This is a genomic window from Methylobacterium platani (assembly GCF_001653715.1).
Taxonomy (GTDB): domain Bacteria; phylum Pseudomonadota; class Alphaproteobacteria; order Rhizobiales; family Beijerinckiaceae; genus Methylobacterium; species Methylobacterium platani.
Genome location: NZ_LWHQ01000008.1, coordinates 88,652 through 109,676, shown reverse-complemented (window position 1 = coordinate 109,676; position 21,025 = coordinate 88,652). Strand labels below are relative to the sequence as shown.

Below are 21,025 nucleotides of genomic sequence, written 5' to 3'. Positions count from 1 at the left end.
GGCCGATCGTCCCCGTCCATCCAGCGAACCCGCGACCGTGGCCGGGGTTCCCGACGGCAAGGTAAGCTCCGGTGGATGCAATGTTAATCCTTCGTCCATCATGATCCCGCCCATATCCTGGGGTCGAATCCGCGGCCGGCGACGGGCGCGGCGCCGGGACCCGCCGCAGGCCTCTGGGAGGACGAGTGAGCGCGATGACGACGACGGCCGGGAGACAGGGGGCGGGCTGGCTCGCCCGCACCCGCGCCACCCTGCGGGACGTGGCGGCGGACCGGCGCATGGCGATGATGCTGGTGCTCGGCTTCGGCGCCGGCCTGCCGATCCTGCTCGTCTTCGCCACCCTGTCGGCCTGGCTGCGCAGCGCCGGCATCGAGCGCTCGAGCATCGGGCTCCTCAGCTACGTCTCGCTCGCCTACACGCTGAAGTTCCTCTGGGCCCCGGTCATCGACCGGGTCGACCTGCCCGTGCTGTCGCGGCTCCTCGGCCGGCGCCGGGCCTGGATGCTGCTGGCGCAACTGGCCGTGGCGGCGGGGCTGATCGCGATGAGCCGGGGCGATCCGGCGGCCTCGCTCGGCTACACCGTGGTCTGCGCGCTCGTCATCGCCTTCGCCTCCGCGACCCAGGACATCGTCGTCGACGGCTGGCGCATCGATTCCGCCCCGACCGAGCGCCAGGGCATGATGCTGGCCTCCTACCAGCTCGGCTACAGCCTCGCGCGGATCTGCGCCGGGGCCGGCGCGCTGTTCGTCGCCGACGCCTTCGGCTGGGCCCCGGCCTATGCCAGCATGGCGGCCCTGATGCTGCTCGCCGTCGCCGGCACGCTCGCGGCGCCGAAGGTCCAGGCCAGGGATCCCGGGCCCCGGCGCGGCTGGCGCCACGCCTTGCGCGAGGCGGTGGTCGACCCGTTCTCGGACCTGGTGCGCCGCAAGGGCACGGGGCTGGTGCTGATCCTGGCGCTCATCACCGTCTACCGCCTGCCCGACATCGTCTCGGGCATCATGGCGAACCCGCTCTACATCGACATGCAGTTCTCCCTGTCGGAGATCGCCACGGTCTCGAAGGTCTACGGCGTCTGGATCGGCATCGCCGGGGCCTTCGCGGGCGGCATCGCGGTGAGCCGGCTCGGCCTCTACCCGGCGCTCCTCATCGGGGGGATCGCCGCCTCGGCCTCGAACCTGATGTTCGCCTGGCTGGCGCTCGCCGGCCACGACCTGCCGCTGCTGGTGGCCAGCATCAGCATCGACAACTTCGCCGGCGCCTTCGCGGGCACGGCGCTCATCGCCTACATGTCGAGCCTGACCTCGCCGGCCTTCGCGGCGACCCAGTACGCGCTGCTCTCCTCGCTCTACGCCCTGCCGGGCAAGTTCGTCGGCGGCCTGTCGGGCTTCGCCGTCGAGTCCCTCGGCTACCCAACCTTCTTCGTCCTGACCTCCGCGGTCGGCATCCCGGTGACCCTGCTCTGCCTGGCCTTGCGGCTGCTGCCCGGCGAGACCGAGCCGGCGCCGCGGGAGGAGCTGCCGGCCCGGGCCTGACGGGGAGCGGACGGCGCACCGCCCCGCCTTCCGCCCCATCATCCGCCCCTTGCGGAACCCGCCCCCGGCGCCCCAGCTTTATCCCGCGAGCTGTGTTGTCCGCGAGGGAGCGCCCGTGTCCGAGATCGTCGCCGTCGAGCCCGCCCCGTCCCCGGTCCCGCTCGGGGCGCCGGAGCCCCTGAGCGCCGAGGACCGTGCGGCCCTGCGCCGGGCGGTCTCCGCCCTGGAGCGGCCGAGCCTCGCCGGCCGGCTCTCGGCCATGGCCGGCGCCCCCCTCGACCTGATCACCCGCGCCCTGCCGGCGCCGGTGATGGACGCGGTCGGCCACGCCACCGAGACCGCGATGCGCGGCGCGCTCCACGTCGCGCTCGCCACCCTGCCGAAGGCGGCGGAGACGGGCGCCGAGCCCGGCGCCCTCGCGCCCCTCGGACCCGAGATCTCCCCGTCCTGGCGCACCCGCGCGATGGAGCTCCTCGAGCGGTTCCCGCCCGGCGACCGCGGCCACAAGGCGCTGGCGGCGGTCTCGGGCGCCATCGGGGGCGCCTTCGGCCTGTCCACCCTCGCGGTCGAGCTGCCGCTCTCCACCACCCTGATGCTGCGCTCGATCGCCGAGATCGCCCAGCGCGAGGGCGAGGACCTGGGCGATCCGGAGGCCGCGCTCGCCTGCATGCAGGTCTTCGCCCTCGGCGGCCGCGGTCCGGCTCGGACCGACGCCGAGGCGCCGGCCGGGAACGCGGCCGAGAGCGGCTATTTCGCGGTGCGCGGTGCGCTCGCCAAGGCGATGTCGGAAGCGGCCCGCTACGCCGCCGGGCGCGGCCTCGTCGACGAGAGCGCGCCGGCGCTGATGCGCTTTGCCGGCCAGGTCGGCGCCCGCTTCGGGGGCGTGGTGTCGCAGAAGCTCGCCGCGCAGGCCGTGCCGGTGCTCGGCGCCCTCGGGGGGGCCGCCGTCAACACCGCCTTCATGGACCATTTCCAGGCGGTCGCCCGCGGCCACTTCACCGTGCGGCGCCTGGAGCGCCGCTACGGCAAGGCGGTGGTGCGCGCGGCCTACGAGGCCGAGCGGGCCGCGCTCGGCACCGCGTAGCGCGCCTTCAGGAGCGCGTAGACGAGGCGCGCGGTCTGCACCTCGCCGCCCTCCGGCCGGCCCGGCTTCGTGCCCGGGTTCCAGCCGTAGAGGTCGAGGTGGACATGCGCCTTGGCCGAGGGGGCGAAGCGGCGCAGGAACAGGGCCGCCGTGACCGCGCCGGCGAAGGGACCGCTCGAGACGTTGTTGAGGTCGGCGATCTTCGAATCGAGGAGGGCAGCATAGGGCGCCCAGAGCGGCAGGCGCCAGACCGGGTCGTTGACCGCGAGGCCCGTGGCGGCGATCTCGGCGGCGAGCGCGTCGTCCTCGGTGAACAGGGCCGGCAGGTCGGGGCCGAGGGCGACCCGGGCGGCGCCCGTGAGGGTGGCGAAGTCGAAGACGAGGTCGGGCGCCTCCTCGTCGGCCAGCGCCAGGGCGTCGGCCAGGATCAGCCGCCCCTCGGCGTCGGTGTTGCCGATCTCGACCGTGAGGCCCTGCCGGCTCGCCAGCACGTCGCCGGGCCGGAAGGCCTCGCCGGCGACCGCGTTCTCGACCGTGGCGATCAGCACCCGCAGGCGGACCGGCAGCCCGGCGCCCATCACCATCTCGGCGGCGGCGAGCGCCACCGCGGCGCCCGCCATGTCCTTCTTCATCAGCAGCATCGCGGCGGCGGGCTTGAGGTCGAGGCCGCCGGTATCGAACACCACGCCCTTGCCGACGAGGGTCACGCGCGGTGCGCCCGGATCGCCCCAGGCGAGGTCGACGAGGCGCGGCGCCCGCGGCGAGGCCCGGCCGACGGCGGTGATGAGGGGAAAGCCCCGCTCCAGCGCCTCGCCCGCCACCACCGTGCAGGCGGCGCCGAAGCGCGCGGCGAGCGCGCGCGCCGCCGCCTCGATCTCCGCCGGGCCGAGATCGTTCGCCGGGGTGTTGACGAGGTCGCGGCCGGCGGCGACCGCGTCGGCGATGCGGTCGATCTCCGCCGCGTCGACCCCCTCGGGCGCGACCAGCCGGGCCTTCGGCGCCGGCCGCTCGCGGTAGCGGCCGAAGCGGTACCCTGAGAGCCGCCAGGCCAGGGCCGCCAGCGCCGGATCGCCCGGCAGGCCCTCCAGCCGATAGGTCCCCTCGGGCAGGGCGTCGGGCAGGCGCCCGACCGCGAACGGGTCGGCCCGCCCGCCGGTCTCGATCCCGAACAGCACGGCGGCCAGCGCCCCGTCCGGTCCCGGCAGCAGCGCGACCCGGCCGGGCTTCGCCTCGAACCCGCTCGCCCGGGCGAAGCCGGCGGCGACCGGCGTCAGGCCCTCCGCGACGGCCGGCCAGCCGGCGGCGTCGACGCAGCGGATCGGGATGGCGGCTTCGGTCGCGGGCAGGAGCGTGGTCACGCGAGAGTTCCCTTCCTTCGATGGGCCGGACAGGCCGGAGGGGGAGACAAGTCGGGGCGGTTGTCAATGCTCGCGCCCGATCGTGACCGATCGCGCCCGGGAACCCCGGCAGGCCTGCGGCGTCACCCGGGACGATGCGGCGAGACCCGTCGCCGAGGAGCCGCCATGACCGAGGACAGGAAGCCCATCAACCCGCTGGAGCGCCGCGAGACCATCGGCGTCGAGGACGGCGACCGCCACCGGGGCGAGGCGGTGACGCCGAGGCGCCACGGCGTCGGCACCGACCGGGGCGGGGCGCCGGCGACGCCGCCGGCCCCGAAGGCCGTGCCCGGGGAGACGCCGGAGCGTTAACGGCAGGTTAGGGTTAACGACCTATCACCACGGTCACGAGGGCCGTGGGAGCGGGTTGCCACATCCCAGGCCCGTCCTGGAGTGGCCGATGCCCGCGACCGTCGAGACCCGTCCCGTCCGTTCGACCGCCTGGCCGACCGCCCTGCGGCGGCTCGTCCTCGCCGGGAGCGTGGCGCTGCTGGCCTCGGGCTGCCTGTCGCGCCAGCCCCTCACTACCGGGTCGATCGATGCCGGCGCCCCGGCGAGCACCGCGCGCCGCGACGTCGGGCGCCTCGCCGCGCGCTACGAGAAGGACCCGTCCGATCTCGGCACCGCGATGGCCTACGCCCACGCCCTGCGGGCGACCGACCAGGGGCCGCAGGCCGCCGCGGTGCTGCAGCAGGCGGCCCTGCGCAACCCGAAGAACCCGGCGGTGCTGTCGGCCTACGGCAAGAGCCTGGCCGAGATCGGCCGCTTCTCCGAGGCGGCGGAGGTGCTGCGCAACGCCCATTCGCCGGCCAATCCCGACTGGCGGGTGCTCTCCGCGCAAGGCGCGGTCGCCGACCAGATGGGCGACAACGTCCAGGCCCAGCGCTACTACGAGGCGGCGCTCAAGATCGTGCCCGGCGAGCCGACGGTGATGTCGAATCTCGGCCTGTCCTACGCGCTGGCCAAGCGCCTGCCGGAGGCCGAGGCCACCCTGCGCCAAGCGAGCCTCGATCCCCGCGCCGACGCGCGGGTGCGCCAGAACCTCGCCCTGGTGCTCGGTCTGCAGGGCCGCTTCGCCGAGGCCGAGCAGGTGCTGACCCGCGATCTCGGGCCCGCGGAAGCCGCGCAGAACGTCGCCGCCCTGCGCGCCTCGATCACCCAGCCCAACGCCTGGAAGGCGATCCGCTCGGCCGAGAAGCCGGGCAAGCCCGCGCATCCGCAGGTCGCCGCCTCCGCGATGTGACACGACATCCGGAAGGTCGCGTCCGGATGTCGTCTCGCCGGCCCGCGCGGCGCGTGAGCGAAGCCGGTTTTTCGCATCGCGTCGCGATCGACCGGAAAGCCTGCGAGCCGGCCGCCGGCCGCGCTCACGACGGCGGGGCGGTCCAGACGGCGTCCCGCACCGTGATCGCCCGCGGGATCAGGCCGAGGCGGTGGAAGCGGTCGGCGGTGGCCTGCTGGCCGGCGAGGATCGCCTCCGAGAGCGGGCGGACGGCGAATTGCGTCCGCTCGGCGACGACCGCCTGGATCGGGAGCGGGATCCCGGTCACCGCGGCCAGCGCCTGCGCCACCTGCGCGCGGTGGCCCTCGGCCCAGGCCGCACCCTCCTCCAGCGCCCGCAGCGCCGCCCGGATGACGGCCGGATGGGCCTGCGCGAAGGTCCGGTTGGCCAGGAAGTAGCCCGAGACGTCGAGGATCTGCCCGGAGGTGGCGAGCACCCGGGTCCTGTCGCGCGCCTCGGCGATCGCGAAGAACGGATCCCAGATCGCCCAGGCCTCGACGCTGTCGCCGGTGAAGGCCGAGCCGGCATCGGCCGGCGACAGGTAGACGGGCGTGATGTCCGAGAAGCGCAGGTTCGCCTGCTCCAGCGCCGCGACCAGGAGGTTGTGCGAGGAGGTGCCGCGGGCGACCGCGACCTTCCGGCCCTTGAGGTCGGCCAGCGTGCGGATCGGCGAGGACGCCTTGACGAGGATCGCCTCGCCCGCGCCCGACGGCGCCGCGGCCGCCGTATAGACGAGGTTGCCGCCGGCGGCCTGGGAGAAGATCGGCGGCGCGTCGCCGGTATAGCCGAAATCGATGCCGCCGGCATTGAGCGCCTCGAGCAGGGGCGGGCCGGCCTGGAACTCGAACCAGCGCACCGTGACGCCGCGACCGGCGAGCTGGGCCTCGATCAGCTGCCGCTGGCGGGTGACGACGATGAGCCCGATCTTCTGGTAGCCGATCCGGAATTCCTTCGGGCCGGCCTCCTCGGCGGCGCGGGCCGGGCCCGTCGTCACGGTCGCGGCCAGGCCCGGCGCGAGGGCGCCGGCCGTCATCAGCCCCGCGAGCACGGAGCGGCGTGTCGGTCGCATCGATCGATCTCCAGAAGATGTCGTCCGGCCGTCCGCCGCCAGCGGGGCGGGCTTGCCGAAGGTCGTGGAACGATCTCATCCGTCCGTCCGAGCGTCAATGAACGGGAATACCAAACTAACCGCGTGGAAAGAGCGTGGTATCTCTAAAATGACTGCGTGGCGGAAGTTTTTTCTCTGTCGGCGGGGTCGACGCCCTGCGGGATCGCGCGCGGGGAGCATCGGAGCGGGCAGGCGGCCCTGCGCGGGCCCGCATTGCGGCCGCGGTCCCCGGCGGCCATGATCCGCCCCGCGCCCCGGCGCCCCGCCCGCGAACGAGGCGAGGGCGCCGCCGCCGGAGGAAGCCCTTGACCCGCGTGCTCTACGAACTCGCCGCCGCCGATCCGGACCGGCGCTTCAGCCCGTTCTGCTGGCGCATCCGCCTCGCCCTGGAGCACAAGGGCCTGGCCTTCGAGGGCCGGCCCTGGCGCTTCACCGAGACCGAGGCGCTCGCCTTCTCGGGCTCGGACAAGGTGCCGGTGCTGGTCGAGGACGGGCGGGCGATCGCGGAATCGTCGGTCATCGCCGCCCGTCTGGAGGCCGCCCACCCGGACCGGCCGTCGCTGTTCGGCGGGCAGGCCGGGGCGGCGCTGACGCGGTTCCACGTCGCCTGGACCGACCAGGTGCTGCACCCGGCCCTGGCACCGCTCCTCCTCCTCGACATCCATCGCCACCTCGCCGAGCCCGACCGGGCGTATTTCCGTCAGAGCCGCGAGGCGCGGTTCGGCAAGCCGCTGGAGGCGGTCTGCCCCGATCGCGCGGCGCAGCTCGCGACCCTGCGGCGCACGCTCTCGCCGGTGCGCGCGGTCCTGCGCCAGCAATCCTACCTCGGCGGCGACGGGCCGCTCTACGCCGACCACGCGGTGATGGGTGCCTTCCTGTGGGCCCGCGGCGTCGGCGTGCAGGACCTCCTCGAGCCCGACGATCCGATCGCGGCGTGGTGCCGGCGGATGGTCGACGGGATGGGGGAGGGATCGCGGGCGCTGACCTCCGGCTGAGGCGAACTGCCTGTGGACCCCGACCCGGGACGCGGATCGGGGCGGCCCGCGCCGTGTTACGAGTCGGGCCACCGCAGGGAAGAGAGATGACGATCAGCGTCGAGATGGGGATGGCGAGCGGCGGCCGGCCGGCCGCCCTCGACCTGGAAGAGCTGCTGGCGACCCGCCTCCTGGTCCAGGGCAATTCCGGCTCGGGCAAGTCGCACCTCCTGCGCCGCCTGCTGGAGCAGAGCGCGCCGCACGTGCAGCAGGTGGTGATCGACCCCGAGGGCGACTTCGTCACCCTGGCCGATGCCCACGGCCACGTGGTGGTGGAGGGCGACCACGGCGAGGCCGACCTGCAGCGCATCGCCGCGCGGGTGCGGGCGCACCGCGTCTCGGTGGTGCTGACGCTCGAGAGCCTCGACGTCGAGGCGCAGATGCGTGCCGCCGCGGCCTTCCTGGGCGGCCTGTTCGAGGCCGAGCGCGACCATTGGTACCCGGTGCTGGTGGTGGTCGACGAGGCGCAGCTCTTCGCGCCGGCCGCCGCCGGCGAAGTCTCGGACGAGGCCCGCAAGGCCTCGCTCGGGGCGATGACCAACCTGATGTGCCGCGGGCGCAAGCGGGGGCTCGCCGGCATCATCGCGACCCAGCGCCTCGCCAAGCTCGCCAAGAACGTCGCGGCGGAAGCGTCGAACTTCCTGATGGGCCGCACCTTCCTCGACATCGACATGGCTCGCGCCGCCGACCTGCTCGGTCTCGAGCGGCGCCAGGCCGAGAGCTTCCGCGACCTCGAGCGCGGCCACTTCATCGCGCTCGGGCCCGCCCTGTCGAAGCGCCCGCTGCCGATCGCCATCGGGCCGGTCGCGACCTCGGCGCGCTCGTCGAGCCCGAAGCTCGTGCCGCTGCCGAGCCCGGCCGCCGGGGACGACCTGCGCGAGCTGATCCTGACGCCGGCCGAGAGCGAGGTGGCCTGGATGCCCGCGCCCCGCCCGGCCCCGGCCCCGCGGGCGACGCCGACCGACCTCCTGCAGCAGCTCGCCCAGTACCGCCCGCCGGAACCGGTCGAGGCGCCGCCGAGCATGAGCGAGGCGGAGCGGGAGGCGGCTCTGGCCGACATCCTGCGCGAGATCGCCGCCGATCCGGACGGGGCGCACCACCCGATCGCCGTGCTCTACCAGGACTTCCTGGTCCGCTGCCGGATGCGCCGGCTGTCCGGCGAGCCCCTCGACCTCGGCCGGTTCCGCCGGCGGCTCGCGATCGCGCGGGCCGGCGTCGACGGCGAGGCGGCGGACGGCGACGAGGCGGAAGCCGTGATGGCGGCCTGTGCCGGCCTGCCGGAGGAGGTCCAGGGCCTGTTCCTGCTGCTCGCCCGCGCGGCCCGCGCCGGCGCCCCGTGCCCGTCCGACGACGCGCTCGCCCGGGCCATCGGCTCGCGCTCGCCCGGCCGGGCGCGCCGGCTGCTGGCCTATGTCGAGAGCCGCGGCGCCGCGATCTGCCGCACCGATTTCCGCGGCAACCGCGTCGTCGCCCTGCCGGGCCTCGGCTGCGAGACCGCGCCCGGCGATCCGAAGGGGGCGGCACAGGAGCCCGCCGGCCTGTTCGCCGCGGAGTAGCGATCAGGCCCGGAGCGCGGGCGCGACCTCGCCGCGCCGCGCATAGGCGAGGCCGGCGAGCAGGGCGAGGAGCACCAGGGCGGGCAGCGCCATCGCGACCGGGTCGCCGGCGCGCAGGTGGCTCGCGACCGCCCCGGCCATGATGGCGGCGAGCAGCAGCGCGCCGTGGCAGGTGGCGCCGCGGACCCAGAGCAGCACGGCGCCGAGCGCCTGGGCCGCGCCGACCGCGAGCATGAACCAGTGCGGGTAGCCGAACCGCGCGAAGCCCGCGACCTCGAACGGCGTCGCGGCGAGCTTCATGCCGGCGGCCGCCAGGAACACCGCCGTCAGCAGGCCGCGCAGCAGCAGGCCGAGGCGCGGCCCGGCAATGGTCGTCGTCATGGTCTCGTCCCCGCTGCATCGTCCCGGTCTCGGGCCGGGACGGCAGGGATAGCGGCGGGCGATTGCGTGGTGATTGCGCGCCGCGTTGCGTCAGGGCCGGGCGTCCGCCGCCTCGCGCCCGTACAGGATGCGGCGGAAGCTGGCGCAGAGCGCGGCTTCCGGCGGCACCTCGCCGATCTCCGCGCCCGGCCCCTGCGGGTCGGCGGCGGCGGCGAGCTGCTGGGCCGCGAAGGTCGCGCCCGGCTGCCCGGTCATCAGCTCCTCGACCCGGTCGAGGAGCGCGCCGACCTGGGCTTCCCGCAGCACGCCCGCGCGGTGCAGCGCCCGGATCAGCTCGGTCGTCAGCGCCTCGAGCGCGACGAGCCGGTCTTCCGTCTCCTGTGCATCCATCACGACCGGTGCACCCGAGCCCGTACCCATGACCGTACCCATGACCATCCGCCCATGTCGTCCGCTTCCCGTCCAGAGAAGCAGCCAGATGCGAACCCGGCCCAAACCGGTTCGCTCGAATTCGACGGAACTCAGCGTTTCCGGCACCGATCAGGACGAAACATTGTCGCCGGGGCCAAATGAAGACACCGATGAGCTTGGACCGGCAGGTCTCGCCGCAAGACGACACTTGGCCGGGGAGGCCGGACTCTGGTGGCCGTCGAGATCAGGCACGGCAATGCCGGCCCGCTCCGGCGCGGCCAAGTCGCGTGCCGGTCTCCCTCGACGGTGCCGGCACGGCGCCTCCACGCGGCAGGACCGCCGATCGCGGCGATCACATGCACCGGCCATTAAGCCTCTTTGCGGAAGATGTCCGCGGAGCAGCCCGCGCCCTTGCGGCCGGGCGAGGCCGGGGCGATGCTACTCCTGGCATCGGTGAGATCGTGAATAGCGCCTTGAAGTTGCACTTTCAGCCCGAACCGGATTCCCGCGCGATCCAGATCCGGGTCGGTGGGCGCTACCTGCTCCCGGGCGGGGTGGAGCATGCCTGCGAGACCCGCAGCCTGTCGCTCGAGACGGTCGAGGTGCTGGCGCCCGAGAGCGGCCTCCTCGGCGATCCGGTCACGCTCTATCTCGACGATGTCGGCCCGGTGACCGGCGCGATCCAGGCCATCTCCGCCGAGGGCTTCACCCTGGCGGTGGAGGTCGGGCCCGAGCGCCGGACGCGCTTCGCCGCGCGCCTCGACTGGCTCGCCGCCCAGGCGAGCGGGCGCGCCGACCAGCGCAGCGACCCCCGCATCGTGCCGACCCACACCGCCGTCGAGGTGCGCCGTGCCGACGGCCGCGTGCTGCCGGGGAGGGTGGTCGACCTGTCGATGACCGGCGCGGCCATCGCGACGACCGAGCTGCCGCCGGTCGGCGAGGCGATCACCGTCGGCAAGCGCCGCGCCACGGTGGTGCGCCACCTCCAGAGCGGGTTCGCCGTCACCTTCCGGCTGCCGTTCCGGCCCGAGACCTTCGGCCTGCACGTGGTGCTCTGACCGGCCCGGACCTCCGGCAGGCAAGGTGCCTCGCAAGGTCCCTCGAACGCGAGTTGCCGACAGAAGAAAGCCGCCCTCGCGGGCGGCCCGAAGTCTTGGAGGAACGCCCGTCAGGGCCTCACCTCCATGCCCGTCTCCGGCCCCGGCCGCGGTGCGCCGGCGCACGCGGCGCGCGGGCGGCCCGCGGGTCCGCGGCGCGAGGACAGGGAGATATCCCCACCCCTGGTCGACTCGCGAAGACTGCGACCCTTGCGACGCACCGAAATTTAATCCGCCGGCGGCGAAATCGGCCGCGGGGATCATCACAGCGGCACGGGCCGGGGGACATGCGGATGCGCAGCGAGGAGCGGAGCGGTGGGATCGGCCGGCTCGACCGCGGCCTGGGCCGGGGGCCCGACCGGGACTACGAGCGCGGCGACGTGCGCATCATCGTGACGCCCGCGCCGGCCGAGTACCGGAAGGAGCGCGCCTTCTCGTACCTGCCCTGGCCGGTGAAGCTGGTCCTGAAGCTCGGCCTGTTCGCCCTGGCGATGGTCTCGGTCTTCGTGCTGCCGAACTACCTCGATTGTCGCGGCCAGCGGGATTCCGGCCTGTTCTACCACGGCATGACGGTGTCCGCCTGTACCCGCCAGACCGTCTACGGCCAGATCGGCAGCACGCAGAAGCGGTTCGAGGACATCGCCCGCGCCATCGGCTCGCGCTGAGCCGGCAGGGCCGGGATCCTGTCAGGCCTGGCTCTAACAGACAAGGCGCGTCCCGGCACGGAGCGTTGCGCGCCGGAGCCTGTCTCGCCGGGAGGGACTGCCTTAGTTAAGGGTCCGTCCGCTCCCGAACGAGGATGAGGCCCCGATGTTCCCAGACGTGAAGCTCCACATCGCCGGCGAGTGGCGCGCCGGCAGCGCCGGCCAGACGATCCCGATCCTCAACCCGGCCACCGGCGAGACCCTGAGCCAGCTCGCCGTCGCGACCCGCCAGGATCTCGACCAGGCGCTCGAGGCGGCGGATCGCGGCTTCAAGGCCTGGCGCAAGGTCTCGGCCTTCGAGCGCAGCAAGGTGCTGCGCAAGGCCGCCAACCTGATGCGCGAGCGCGCCGACGAGATCGCCCGGATCATGACCCTCGAGCAGGGCAAGCCGGTGGCGGAAGCCAAGATGGAGGTGCTCGGCGGCGCCGACACCATGGACTGGTTCGCGGAGGAAGGCCGGCGCGCCTACGGCCGGGTGATCCCGCCGCGCGCCGAGGGCGTGATGCAGCTCGTGATCCGCGAGCCGGTCGGCCCGGTGGCGGCGTTCACGCCGTGGAACTTCCCGATCAACCAGGCGGTGCGCAAGGTCGCCGCCGCCCTCTGCACCGGCTGCTCGGTGATCCTGAAGGGACCGGAGGACACGCCCGCGAGCTGCACCGCCCTGATCCAGGCGCTGCTCGATGCCGGCGTGCCCGGCGACGTGCTCGGCCTCGTCTACGGCGACCCGGCCGAGATCTCGTCCTACCTGATCCCGCACCCGGTGATCCGCAAGATCACCTTCACGGGCTCGACCGCGATCGGCAAGGAGCTCGCCGCGCTCGCCGGCAAGCACATGAAGCGCGCCACGATGGAGCTCGGCGGCCACGCCCCGGCGATCGTCTTCCGCGACGCCGACGTGACCAAGGCCGTCCAGGTGCTCGGCGCCAACAAGTACCGCAATGCCGGCCAGGTCTGCGTCGCGCCGACCCGCTTCCTCGTCCACGATTCGGTGTTCGACGCCTTCGTCGACGGCTTCGTCGGCCTGTCGCGCGGCCTCACGGTCGGCAACGGCCTGGAGGACGGCGTGAAGATGGGCCCGCTCGCCCATGGCCGCCGGATCGAGGCGATGGAGGGCTTCGTCGCCGATGCCGAGCAGAAGGGCGCTGCCTTGCGCACCGGCGGCAAGCGCATCGGCAACCAGGGCAACTTCTTCGAGCCGACCGTCTTCACCGACGTGCCGCTCGACGCCCGGATCATGAACGAGGAGCCGTTCGGGCCGATCGCGGCGATCCAGCGCTTCTCCGACGACGAAGAGGCCTTCGCGGAGGCCAACCGGCTGCCCTACGGGCTCGCCGCCTACGCCTATACCCGCTCGGCCGAGACCGCCACCAAGCTCGCGACCCGGGTGGAGAGCGGCATGATGTCGATCAACCATCACGGCATCGCCCTGCCGGAGACGCCGTTCGGCGGCGTGAAGGATTCGGGCTACGGCAGCGAGGGCGGCTCGGAGGCGATCGAAGCCTACCTCAACACCAAGTTCGTCACGCAAGCCGGCTTCTGACCGGGGGAGGGGGCGGCACCCGCCGGCCCCCTCTTCCGCCGGCGAAATAGGGGTTGCCAAGCCAGGGCGGACCCCTTAGATCCCACCTCACCGGCGGGGCGCACCGCTCCCCCCGGTCAGGCGCCCGTAGCTCAGCTGGATAGAGCACCAGACTACGAATCTGGGGGTCAGAGGTTCGAATCCTTTCGGGCGCGCCATTTTACTCTTGTCGATCACGGTTCTGCCTGGTCCAACCGGGCATCGACCGTCATAGTGTCGAGGACACGGTCTTCGATCGGGCGCCCGTAGCTCAGCTGGATAGAGCACCAGACTACGAATCTGGGGGTCAGAGGTTCGAATCCTTTCGGGCGCGCCACTTCTCTTCACCGTAAAATCAGATTGTCCGGTGCAGCCTGGTCCGGTCGCAAGACCGTCCCGCGGCGGATGGGCGGCCGCAACCGTCGGGGCTTAGCCGGATGAGCACGCACGCCACGCGCCGCAACCTGGTCGGCTCGCAGGCCGAGCGGTTCAAGCCGCCGGTCTTCCGCCCCCGGCGCTCCCGCTGGGACGACCTGCTCGCGGCGGGGCGGCGCCTCGTCGATCTCCAGGCCGGCTCCGCCTGGCGCGACCTGCGCGGGGAACTCGCCACCGCCTCCGGCGACGTGCTGGACGTCGGCTGCGGCGCCCAGGTCTTCCGCCCCCTGCTGCCGCGCGCCGCGCGCTACCGCGGCATCGACACGAGCGACGCCCGCGACCGGTTCGGCTACGCGGTGCCCGACACCGAGTATTTCGAGGGGGACGAGTGGGGGATCGCCCCGGCCTCCGTCGACGTCGTCCTGTGCACCGAGGTGCTGGAGCATGTCGAGGCGCCGGAGCCCTTCGCGGCGAAGCTCCACGCCGTGCTTCGCCCCGGCGGTCGCCTCGTCCTGACGGTGCCGTTCTCGGCCCGCTGGCACTTCATCCCCTACGATTACTGGCGCTACACGCCGTCCTCCCTCGACGGGCTGCTGCGCCGGGCGGGCTTTCGCGAGATCCGCGTCACCGCGCGCGGCAACCCGCTCACCGTCGCCTGCTACAAGGCGATGGCGCTCTGCCTCGTGCCGCTGATGGGCGCGGCCGGAAACCCGGCGCGCCGCCTCCTCGGCGTCGCCCTGCTGCCGGTCCTCGGCCTGCTCGGGCTGATCGGCACCCTGTCGCTCGGCCGCGACTGGGGCGAGGATTGCCTCGGCTACACCGTCACGGCGCGCCGCCCGTCCGCCGGCGAGGCGGCGTCCTGATCGAACCGCGCCTCACCCGGGCTTGCGCGCCACGCCGAGGAGGTTGCCGACATTCAGGCCGACGCTGCGCCGGCCGAGGCCCAGCGCCTCGGCGGCCGCCAGGGCGGCGGGCTTCAGCGGCCCGGGCAGGGGCAGCAGCCGCAGCCAGTAGCGCAAGGGATAGCGGTTCCGGATGGTGCCGATCCGGATCTCCTCGAAGCCCGCCTCGCCGAGGAGGCGGTGCAGGCTGGCGCGGCAGAACAGCTGCATGTGCTCGATGTCGACGATCGGCGAGCGCCGGCCGAGGAGCCGGTTGACCGGCGCCCGGTAATCGTGGGTCACGAAGGCGATCAGCCCGCCGGGCCGCAGCAGGGCGTAGGCCTCCCGGGTCAGGCCGCGCGGGTCGGGGACGTGCTCCAGGGTCTGGAAGCAGCAGACGAGCGACTGGCTGCCGGGCCGGCACAGGCCCGGCTCGAACACGCCGACCCGCAGGTGCGGGCGCAAGGGCGCCGGGGCCGCCGCGACCGCCTCGTGCGAGGGCTCGATCCCGACGACCTCGGAGAAGCCGAGCGCCAGCAACTCATCCAGGAAGATCCCGGTCCCGGCGCCGATCTCCAGGGCGGCGCCCCTGCCTTGCGCCGGGCCGAGATGCCGCGCCAGGGCTCGCGCGTAGGTGCAGGCCGCGTAGCGCGCCTCCTCGGCGCTGTCGTAGCCCGCCTCCCGGTAGGCCGCGGCCAGCGCCTCGGCCTCCGGCGCCTCGGCGGCGAACACGGTCTCGCAGGTCTGGCAGCGGACCAGGCGGAACGACATGTATTCGGGGGCCTTTCGCGAGGCGAAGCTCAGCGCGCCGATCCGCGCGGGATCGAGCGAGGCCGACAGGAACGGCCGGGCGCGGCCCTCGGGCGCGCCGCAGACCGGGCAGTCGCGGTTCTGGAGCCGGTCGAGGATCGCGGTCGGGGCGAGGGTCTGGGTGTCCGGGGTCACGGGCTCGTCCTCGGGGCCTGGCGCGCGGCGCCGTTCGCCGGCCGCCCGCGGGTCGACCGCGATGGAACGGCCGTCTCGGTTAGCGGGGCGCTAATCCCGGAGCACCTTCGAGCCGCCGCGGTCGCGGGCGCCGGGCCCGCGTCCTAAGCAGACTTGCGTTGGCAGGCCAACGCTTCGCCCGCTTAGGTTCTTGTTTTGTCGCAGATTTTTGGCGCCGAACCGGTAACCACTTCGGCGAAATCTGCTTAGAACACCGTCCCCGCCCCCTCCCGGTGCGCCGGGTGGTCGGGCCAGCACGGGCCCTGCGGCGCGGGCCGGATCGACGTCTCCGGCGTCGCGAGGACGCGGCCGGCGAGGTGGCCCCGGAGGGCGTCGACCCGGGCGACGTAGTGGAAGAGCGGCCCGTTGTTGGGCGGGGTCCGGGCGGCGGCGAGCAGGCTGCAGGTGCTGACCGCGAAGGGCGGGACGACGAGCGCCCGGATCACCTCGTAGAGCGGCGTGACCGCGCCGATGCCGAGGAGCGCGATCGCGACCGCCCGGCGCCCGGGAGCGAGGCCCGGCACGACCGCGCCGACCCGCAAGGCCAGCACGGCCAGCGCCGGGATCGAGGCGCGCATGACGAAATCCGCCCCGCCGAGGCGGTAGAGCGGCACCAGCAGCAGGCTCGCGAAAACCAGCCCGGTCTCCCACCGGGCCCATCGCCCCGCGCCCGCGAGCGGGCCGGGCGCGAGGCCGAGCACGACCAGCGCCGGCAGGACCTCCAGGGCGGCGAGGAGGGCGTAGCGGGTGGCGAAGATCCCGGTGAAGTCCTGGAGCCCGTGCGGGACGCGCCCGGCATCCGCCCCGAGATAGAGCGCGACCGGTGCGAGCCCGATCCCCGCGCAGGCGAGGGCCGCGAGGGCGCCCGGCGTCACCCGCCCGCCGGCGAGGTCGGCGAGGAGAGCGGCCCCGAGGAAGGGCAGGGCGCCGATCATGCTCAGCGGCGACCAGAACACGCACAGGCCGAACACCACCGCGAGCGACGTCGCCCTCAGGGCGGAGGCGCGCCACAGGCAATAGGCCCCGACGAAGATCCAGCCCGACGCCGCGTGGTTCGGGACCCAGAAGAGCTGCGTCACGTGCGAGGAGAATTGCAGCGTGCCGAGCCACTGCTCGAGGTGCCGGCCGGGGATGAGCGGGTCCCCGACGACCAGGCTGCCGACGACGTCCCAGCCGCTGAAGGCGACGAAGACCGCGAGCAGGGCGAGGCCGTGCCGGCGCGACGGGGCGAGGCGGGCAAAGCCGTAGAACAGGCCGCCGAACAGCAGCGTGTCCTGGGCGAGGAGCGCGGCGTGCGCCCCGTGCAGCCCGGCGAGCTTCCCGATCGCCGCCGGCAGCAGGTAGAGCCCGAGCGGTGCGCGCAGCATCGTCGGGTCGCCGGCATAGAGGTACCCGACCGGCCAGGGCTCGGCGACGAGGTCGCGCAGGACCGCGTCGCGGATCAGCCAGTCGTCGTTGGCGAAAAACAGGTGCCCCTGGCCGCCGAGCAGGTCGAGCGCGGCGGCTGCGGCCAGGGCGGTCGCGAGGAGCGGCCCGTCGAGGGGTTCGGAGGTCCGGGCGAGGTCGCGCAAGACCGCGACGAGCCCGATGCCGAGCAAGACGACCGCCCCCGCCGCGAGCGGCGCGGTGCGCAGATGCGTGGCGAGGAACAGCAGGTCGGGCGCGGCCGCGAGCAGCAGCACGACCGCGAAGGGCAACCGGCCGAGGCCTGCCCCCGCCCCGGATCGTCCCGCGGGGCCCGGCGCGGGGTGAGGGATCACCGGCGCGGCCCCGCCTCGGGCGGCAGGTCGGTCGCGGCGCCGTTGCGGATCAGCGCCGCCCGGATGAGGCGCGGGCGCCCCTTCACCTCCTCCATGATCTTCGCGACGTATTCCCCGACGAGCCCGATCCCGAACAGGTTGAGGGCGCCGAAGAACAGCACCGCGAGCTGGATCGAGACCGCGCCGCGCGGCGCGATGTCGGGCACGATCAGCCGCAGGGCGACGAGCATCAGGCCGAGGAGCGCCGACAGGCCGAGCAGCCCGATCCCGGCGGCGGTGAGCATCTTGAGCGGGGTGTTGGAGAACGAGAAGATCCCGCGCTTGGCCCATTCGAGATTGGAGAGCAGGTTGTTCGTGCTCGATCCGAACATCCGCTTCGGGCGCACGTAGTCGACGCCGGTCTGCCGGAAGCCGACATAGGCGCGCAATCCCCGCATGAACAGGTCGCGCTCCGGGCAGTTCAGCAGCCAGCCGACGACGCGCCGGTCCATCAGCGAGAAGTCGCCGGCATCGTGCGGGATGCGCACGTAGCTGAAGGCGGCGAAGACCCGGTAGAACGCCTTGTAGAGCAGGCCCCAGGCGAGCGGCATCTCGCGCTCGACGCGGCGACCGTAGACGACGTCGCTCCCGGCGACCCAGGCGTGGTAGAACGGCTCGATCAGCTCGGGCGGGTCCTGCAGGTCGCCGTCGAGGAGCACGCAGGCCTGGGCCGAGGCCAGCTCCATGCCGCTGCGGAAGGCCATCTGCGAGCCGAAGTTGCGCGAGTGGGTGATGCCGAGCACGTGCGGGTCGGCGGCCGACAACGCCTTGATCACCTCGCCGCAGCGATCGGGGCTGGCGTCGTTGACGAAGATGATCTCGTAGTCGACGTCGATCTTGCGGAACACCGCCGTCAGGCGGGCATGCATGATCGGCACCGCCTCCTCGTCCTTGTAGCAGGCGATGATCGCCGCGATGCTGCGCCGCCGCACGGCGCCGGCCTTGGTGATCCCCGACACCTCGGCGCCGGCCTCGCGCATCCAGGCGGCGGTGCGCGCGAGCCCCTGCGCGAGCGGCGTCGCGGCGCGCCAGCCGAGCAGGCGCTCGGCCTTCCCGGGATTGGCCTGCCAGCGCGCGAGGTCCCAGGCGCGGGGCGCCATCGCGCCGAAGCGCGGCGCCTCGGCGAGGCCGAAGACCTCCCGGGCGGTCCCCGCGAGGTCGCCGATCGTGGTCTCGGTCCCGGTGCCGATGTTGAGCGACTCGCCGTAGAGGTCGAGCGACATCTTGGCCGCCGCGCGCACGAAGGCCGCGCAGACGTCCTCGACGTAGACGAAGTCGCGGGCGATGCGCGGGTCGACGAGGTCGGGATAGCCCCCGGCGAGCCCGCGCGACACGACCGCCGGGATCAGCCGGCCGGCATCCTCGTAGGGGCCGTAGACCGAGTAGAGCCGCAGGTTGACCACCGGCCAGCGCCGGGTCTTGCCCGCATAGGCGATGTACTGCGCCGCCGCCGCCTTCGAGACCGCGTAGTCGCTGTTGGGGACGAGCGCCGCCTCCTCGGACGGCGCGGCCGAGTTCAGGCCGTACTCGGACGACGAGCCGGCATGGATGTAGGCCGCGAGGCGGCCGCTCGCGGCCAGCCGCTCCAGGCGCCCGACGAGGGCGGTGAAGTTGGTGGCGTAGATCAGGTCGGCGTCGGATTCGAACGCATAGGCGCCGTAGGCGACGCAGTCGAACACCGTCGCCGGGCGGATCGCCTCCACGAAGCTGGCGGTCGCCGCCCGGTCGGTGAAGTCGACCGCGATCAGGCGGCCCGGGTCGATTCCCCGCAGGCGCGGCGCCGGCAGGGTGCGGGCGACGGCGTAGACGTCGGAGCGCCGCGCCAGGATGTGGCGGAACAGGTTGCAGCCGACGAAGCCGCCCGCGCCGAGCACGGCGATGGGTCCCTTGAGGGTGTCGATCCAGTCGGCCTCGGACCGGGTCATGCGCCGATCCTCGCGCCGATCCTCTCGCGCAGCGAGCCGGCATCGAGGCCGCTCTCGCGCCGGTGGAAGCCCTGCGAGCCGTAGGTGCCGGACGGGTAGCCGGCGGCCGCGATCGGGCGGAAGCCGCCGAGCGCGATGCCGCCCTCCAGGCACCAGGCGGCCAGCGCCTGGCCGAGGCCGCCCTGGGCGACGTGCTCCTCGACGACGCAGAGCGTGCGCCCGCGCAGGGCCGCGACGAGGTCGGACGGCGGCGGGTTGGACGACAGCGGCAGCTCGGTCACCGCCCACAGCTCCGGCCCGTCGGCCGCGTCCTCGGCGAAGGCCGACCAGGCGATCCCGGCCATCGGCCCGACCGCGACGACGACCGGCCCGTCGCCGGCCCGCAGCCGGCGCCAGGGCGCGTAGGCCGGCACGACCCGGCCCTCCGGCCGCTCGCCGCGCCCGAGCCGGATGTAGGCCGGGCCCGGCTCGTCGCCCGCCGCCGCGACGGTGGCGGCGACGTCCTCGTCGAAGGCCGGCACGAAGATGCGCAGGGAGGGCAGGGTCGAGAGGACCCCGTAATCCTCCAGCGCATGATGGGTCGGGCCCATCACCCCGTAGGCGTAGCCGCCGCCATTGGCGAGCAGGCGCACCGGCAGGCGGTGGAAGCAGACGTCGTTGCGGATCTGCTCGAAGGCGCGGGCGTAGCAGAACGGCGCGATGGTGTAGGTCCAGGGCTCCAGCCCCTCGCTCGCGAGACCCGCCGCGACGCCGATCATGTTCTGCTCGGCGATGCCGGCGTTGAGGAAGCGCTCGCCCAGCGCGTCGCGCAGGGGTTCGAGGGCGCCGAAGCCGAGATCGCCGGTGAGGAAGACGAGATCCGGCCGTGCCGCCCGGGCGACGAGCGCCGCGCACAATTCGCGCCGCATCAGGCGGTCTCCCCGGTCGCGCCGCCGAGCATCGCGCTCCCGAGCATCGCCTCGCGGACCTGCTCCTCCGTCAGCGGCAGGTAGTGGCTGTCGAGGCGGCCCTCGATCGCCGGGACGCCGTGCCCCTTCACGGTGTGGAGGACGACGACCACCGGCCGGCCGGTGCCGGGGGTGAGCACGCGGCGCATGTCGGCGAGGTCGTGCCCGTCCGCCTCGCGGACCTCGACGTCGAACCCGGACAGGACCCGGCCGATCGGGTCGAGCGAGGCGACCTCCGCGGTCGTGCCGAAGCCCTGCAGGCGGTTGTGGTCGATCAGGATCGTCAGGTTGGCGAGCCGCCGGTGGGCGCAGAAGACCAGCGCCTCCAGGGTCGAGCCCTCCTGCCACTCGCCGTCGGAGGTCAGGCAGAAGACGCGGCCGTCCCGGCCCTGCAGCCGGGCCGCGAGCGCGAGCCCGCCGGCGAGCGGCAGGCCGTGCCCGAGGCTGCCGGTGCCGAAGCGGCTGCCCGGCAGGCCGCGGGCGGGCGGATGGCCGGGAAGCCGGGTGCCGTCGGCGTGGAAGGTCGCGAGCTCGGCCTCCGTGATCAGGCCGCGGCTCCACAGGGTGACGTAGAGCGCGCCCGCCGCGTGGCCCTTCGAGAGGACGAAGCGGTCCCGGCCCGTCAGCATCTCGTGGTGCAGCAGCATCATCGCGTCGAGCGCCGACAGGTTGCCGCCGACATGGCCGACGCCCGCCTCCCTGTGCATGGCGAGGAGCCGCCAGCGCGCGAGGGTCAGCAGGCCGGGCGCGAGAGCCGGCGCGACGATCGGCGCGGGCGCCGGTGCCTCGGCGCCGTGCGGCCGGCTCTCGGCCGTAAGGGTATGTCCGCGCCGTGCCATCCGCCCGAGATTCCCGCTCCCCCGCCGACGAAACGACGATCGCGGTTAGCGCCGCGTTAAGGCGGGGCGCGCGACGCCGGCTCCCGCGCCGGAACGCCGCCGCGGAAAGCCGGTCCGGCCGCGCCCGGCTG

Annotated in this window: 19 protein-coding genes and 2 tRNA genes; 12 read left to right on the top strand and 9 right to left on the bottom strand. The window is 73.9% G+C overall.

What is annotated here, in order from left to right:
- The first annotated feature begins 194 nt into the window (after positions 1-194).
- The gene (locus tag A5481_RS03940) at positions 195-1,532 is read left to right on the top strand and encodes an AmpG family muropeptide MFS transporter (RefSeq protein ID WP_048432409.1); all 1,338 of its coding nucleotides are present in this window, start codon (positions 195-197) and stop codon (positions 1,530-1,532) included.
- Between the two features lie 115 nt (positions 1,533-1,647).
- Complete coding sequence (locus A5481_RS03935) at positions 1,648-2,616, top strand: EcsC family protein (protein WP_048432410.1); 969 nt, start codon at positions 1,648-1,650, stop codon at positions 2,614-2,616.
- On the opposite strand, the gene A5481_RS03930 is transcribed toward A5481_RS03935, so the two are convergent.
- Positions 2,580-4,007 carry a leucyl aminopeptidase family protein gene (locus tag A5481_RS03930; protein WP_048432411.1) on the bottom strand — a complete coding sequence of 476 codons (1,428 nt, stop codon included), beginning with the start codon at positions 4,005-4,007 and terminating at the stop codon, positions 2,580-2,582. The two genes, A5481_RS03935 and A5481_RS03930, sit on opposite strands and share 37 nt — an antisense overlap.
- Positions 4,008-4,139: 132 nt before the next feature.
- On the opposite strand from A5481_RS03930, the gene A5481_RS03925 reads away from it, so the two are divergent.
- Together A5481_RS03925 and A5481_RS03920 are read left to right on the top strand one after the other, a co-directional pair.
- Complete coding sequence (locus tag A5481_RS03925; RefSeq protein WP_048432412.1) at positions 4,140-4,325, top strand: hypothetical protein; 186 nt, start codon at positions 4,140-4,142, stop codon at positions 4,323-4,325.
- A gap of 88 nt (positions 4,326-4,413) precedes the next feature.
- The gene (locus A5481_RS03920) at positions 4,414-5,256 is read left to right on the top strand and encodes a tetratricopeptide repeat protein (RefSeq protein ID WP_048432413.1); all 843 of its coding nucleotides are present in this window, start codon (positions 4,414-4,416) and stop codon (positions 5,254-5,256) included.
- A 124-nt stretch (positions 5,257-5,380) separates the two neighbouring features.
- On the opposite strand, the gene A5481_RS03915 is transcribed toward A5481_RS03920, so the two are convergent.
- Positions 5,381-6,364 (bottom strand): aliphatic sulfonate ABC transporter substrate-binding protein, encoded by a 984-nt coding sequence (locus tag A5481_RS03915; protein ID WP_048432414.1) that lies wholly within the window; start codon positions 6,362-6,364, stop codon positions 5,381-5,383.
- A 344-nt stretch (positions 6,365-6,708) separates the two neighbouring features.
- Here A5481_RS03915 and A5481_RS03910 point away from each other — a divergent pair, with 344 nt between their 5' ends.
- Together A5481_RS03910 and A5481_RS03905 are read left to right on the top strand one after the other, a co-directional pair.
- The gene (locus A5481_RS03910) at positions 6,709-7,398 is read left to right on the top strand and encodes a glutathione S-transferase N-terminal domain-containing protein (RefSeq protein WP_048432415.1); all 690 of its coding nucleotides are present in this window, start codon (positions 6,709-6,711) and stop codon (positions 7,396-7,398) included.
- Positions 7,399-7,484: 86 nt separating this feature from the next.
- Positions 7,485-8,993 carry an ATP-binding protein gene (locus tag A5481_RS03905; RefSeq protein WP_048432416.1) on the top strand — a complete coding sequence of 503 codons (1,509 nt, stop codon included), beginning with the start codon at positions 7,485-7,487 and terminating at the stop codon, positions 8,991-8,993.
- A gap of 3 nt (positions 8,994-8,996) precedes the next feature.
- Here the strand turns inward: A5481_RS03905 and A5481_RS03900 are convergent, their stop codons facing one another.
- Both A5481_RS03900 and A5481_RS03895 read right to left on the bottom strand, forming a co-directional pair.
- A complete protein-coding gene (locus tag A5481_RS03900) occupies positions 8,997-9,374 on the bottom strand; it encodes a DoxX family protein (protein WP_048432417.1) in 378 nt (125 codons plus the stop codon).
- Positions 9,375-9,464: 90 nt separating this feature from the next.
- A complete protein-coding gene (locus tag A5481_RS03895; protein ID WP_048432424.1) occupies positions 9,465-9,764 on the bottom strand; it encodes a hypothetical protein in 300 nt (99 codons plus the stop codon).
- A 494-nt stretch (positions 9,765-10,258) separates the two neighbouring features.
- Between A5481_RS03895 and A5481_RS03890 the strand changes: the two genes are divergently transcribed.
- The 6 genes from A5481_RS03890 to A5481_RS03865 all read left to right on the top strand — a co-directional run bounded on the left by A5481_RS03890 (position 10,259) and on the right by A5481_RS03865 (position 14,382).
- A complete protein-coding gene (locus A5481_RS03890) occupies positions 10,259-10,843 on the top strand; it encodes a PilZ domain-containing protein (RefSeq protein ID WP_245238658.1) in 585 nt (194 codons plus the stop codon).
- A gap of 326 nt (positions 10,844-11,169) precedes the next feature.
- Positions 11,170-11,547 carry a hypothetical protein gene (locus A5481_RS03885; RefSeq protein WP_210179211.1) on the top strand — a complete coding sequence of 126 codons (378 nt, stop codon included), beginning with the start codon at positions 11,170-11,172 and terminating at the stop codon, positions 11,545-11,547.
- Between the two features lie 145 nt (positions 11,548-11,692).
- Positions 11,693-13,126: an NAD-dependent succinate-semialdehyde dehydrogenase gene (locus tag A5481_RS03880; RefSeq protein ID WP_048432418.1), complete on the top strand. Its 1,434-nt coding sequence runs from the start codon at positions 11,693-11,695 to the stop codon at positions 13,124-13,126.
- A gap of 120 nt (positions 13,127-13,246) precedes the next feature.
- Positions 13,247-13,323, top strand: a tRNA-Arg gene (locus tag A5481_RS03875).
- 81 nt (positions 13,324-13,404) lie between these two features.
- Positions 13,405-13,481, top strand: a tRNA-Arg gene (locus A5481_RS03870).
- A gap of 100 nt (positions 13,482-13,581) precedes the next feature.
- Entirely contained in the window at positions 13,582-14,382 is an 801-nt protein-coding gene (locus tag A5481_RS03865) for a class I SAM-dependent methyltransferase (protein ID WP_053082251.1), read from the top strand.
- Between the two features lie 12 nt (positions 14,383-14,394).
- On the opposite strand, the gene A5481_RS03860 is transcribed toward A5481_RS03865, so the two are convergent.
- The 5 genes from A5481_RS03860 to A5481_RS03840 all read right to left on the bottom strand — a co-directional run bounded on the left by A5481_RS03860 (position 14,395) and on the right by A5481_RS03840 (position 20,894).
- Positions 14,395-15,345, bottom strand: a complete 951-nt coding sequence (locus A5481_RS03860) for a class I SAM-dependent methyltransferase (RefSeq protein WP_053082252.1) — start codon at positions 15,343-15,345, stop codon at positions 14,395-14,397.
- A 245-nt stretch (positions 15,346-15,590) separates the two neighbouring features.
- Entirely contained in the window at positions 15,591-17,081 is a 1,491-nt protein-coding gene (locus A5481_RS03855) for a hypothetical protein (RefSeq protein ID WP_053082253.1), read from the bottom strand.
- Positions 17,082-17,140: 59 nt separating this feature from the next.
- The gene (locus tag A5481_RS03850; RefSeq protein ID WP_048432419.1) at positions 17,141-19,108 is read right to left on the bottom strand and encodes an NAD-dependent epimerase/dehydratase family protein; all 1,968 of its coding nucleotides are present in this window, start codon (positions 19,106-19,108) and stop codon (positions 17,141-17,143) included.
- Positions 19,105-20,016, bottom strand: coding sequence for a transketolase family protein (locus A5481_RS03845; protein ID WP_048432420.1), 912 nt, complete (start codon positions 20,014-20,016; stop codon positions 19,105-19,107). Before A5481_RS03845 ends, A5481_RS03850 begins: the two co-directional genes overlap by 4 nt.
- Positions 20,016-20,894, bottom strand: a complete 879-nt coding sequence (locus tag A5481_RS03840; RefSeq protein WP_245238660.1) for a transketolase — start codon at positions 20,892-20,894, stop codon at positions 20,016-20,018. Before A5481_RS03840 ends, A5481_RS03845 begins: the two co-directional genes overlap by 1 nt.
- Positions 20,895-21,025 lie beyond the last annotated feature (131 nt).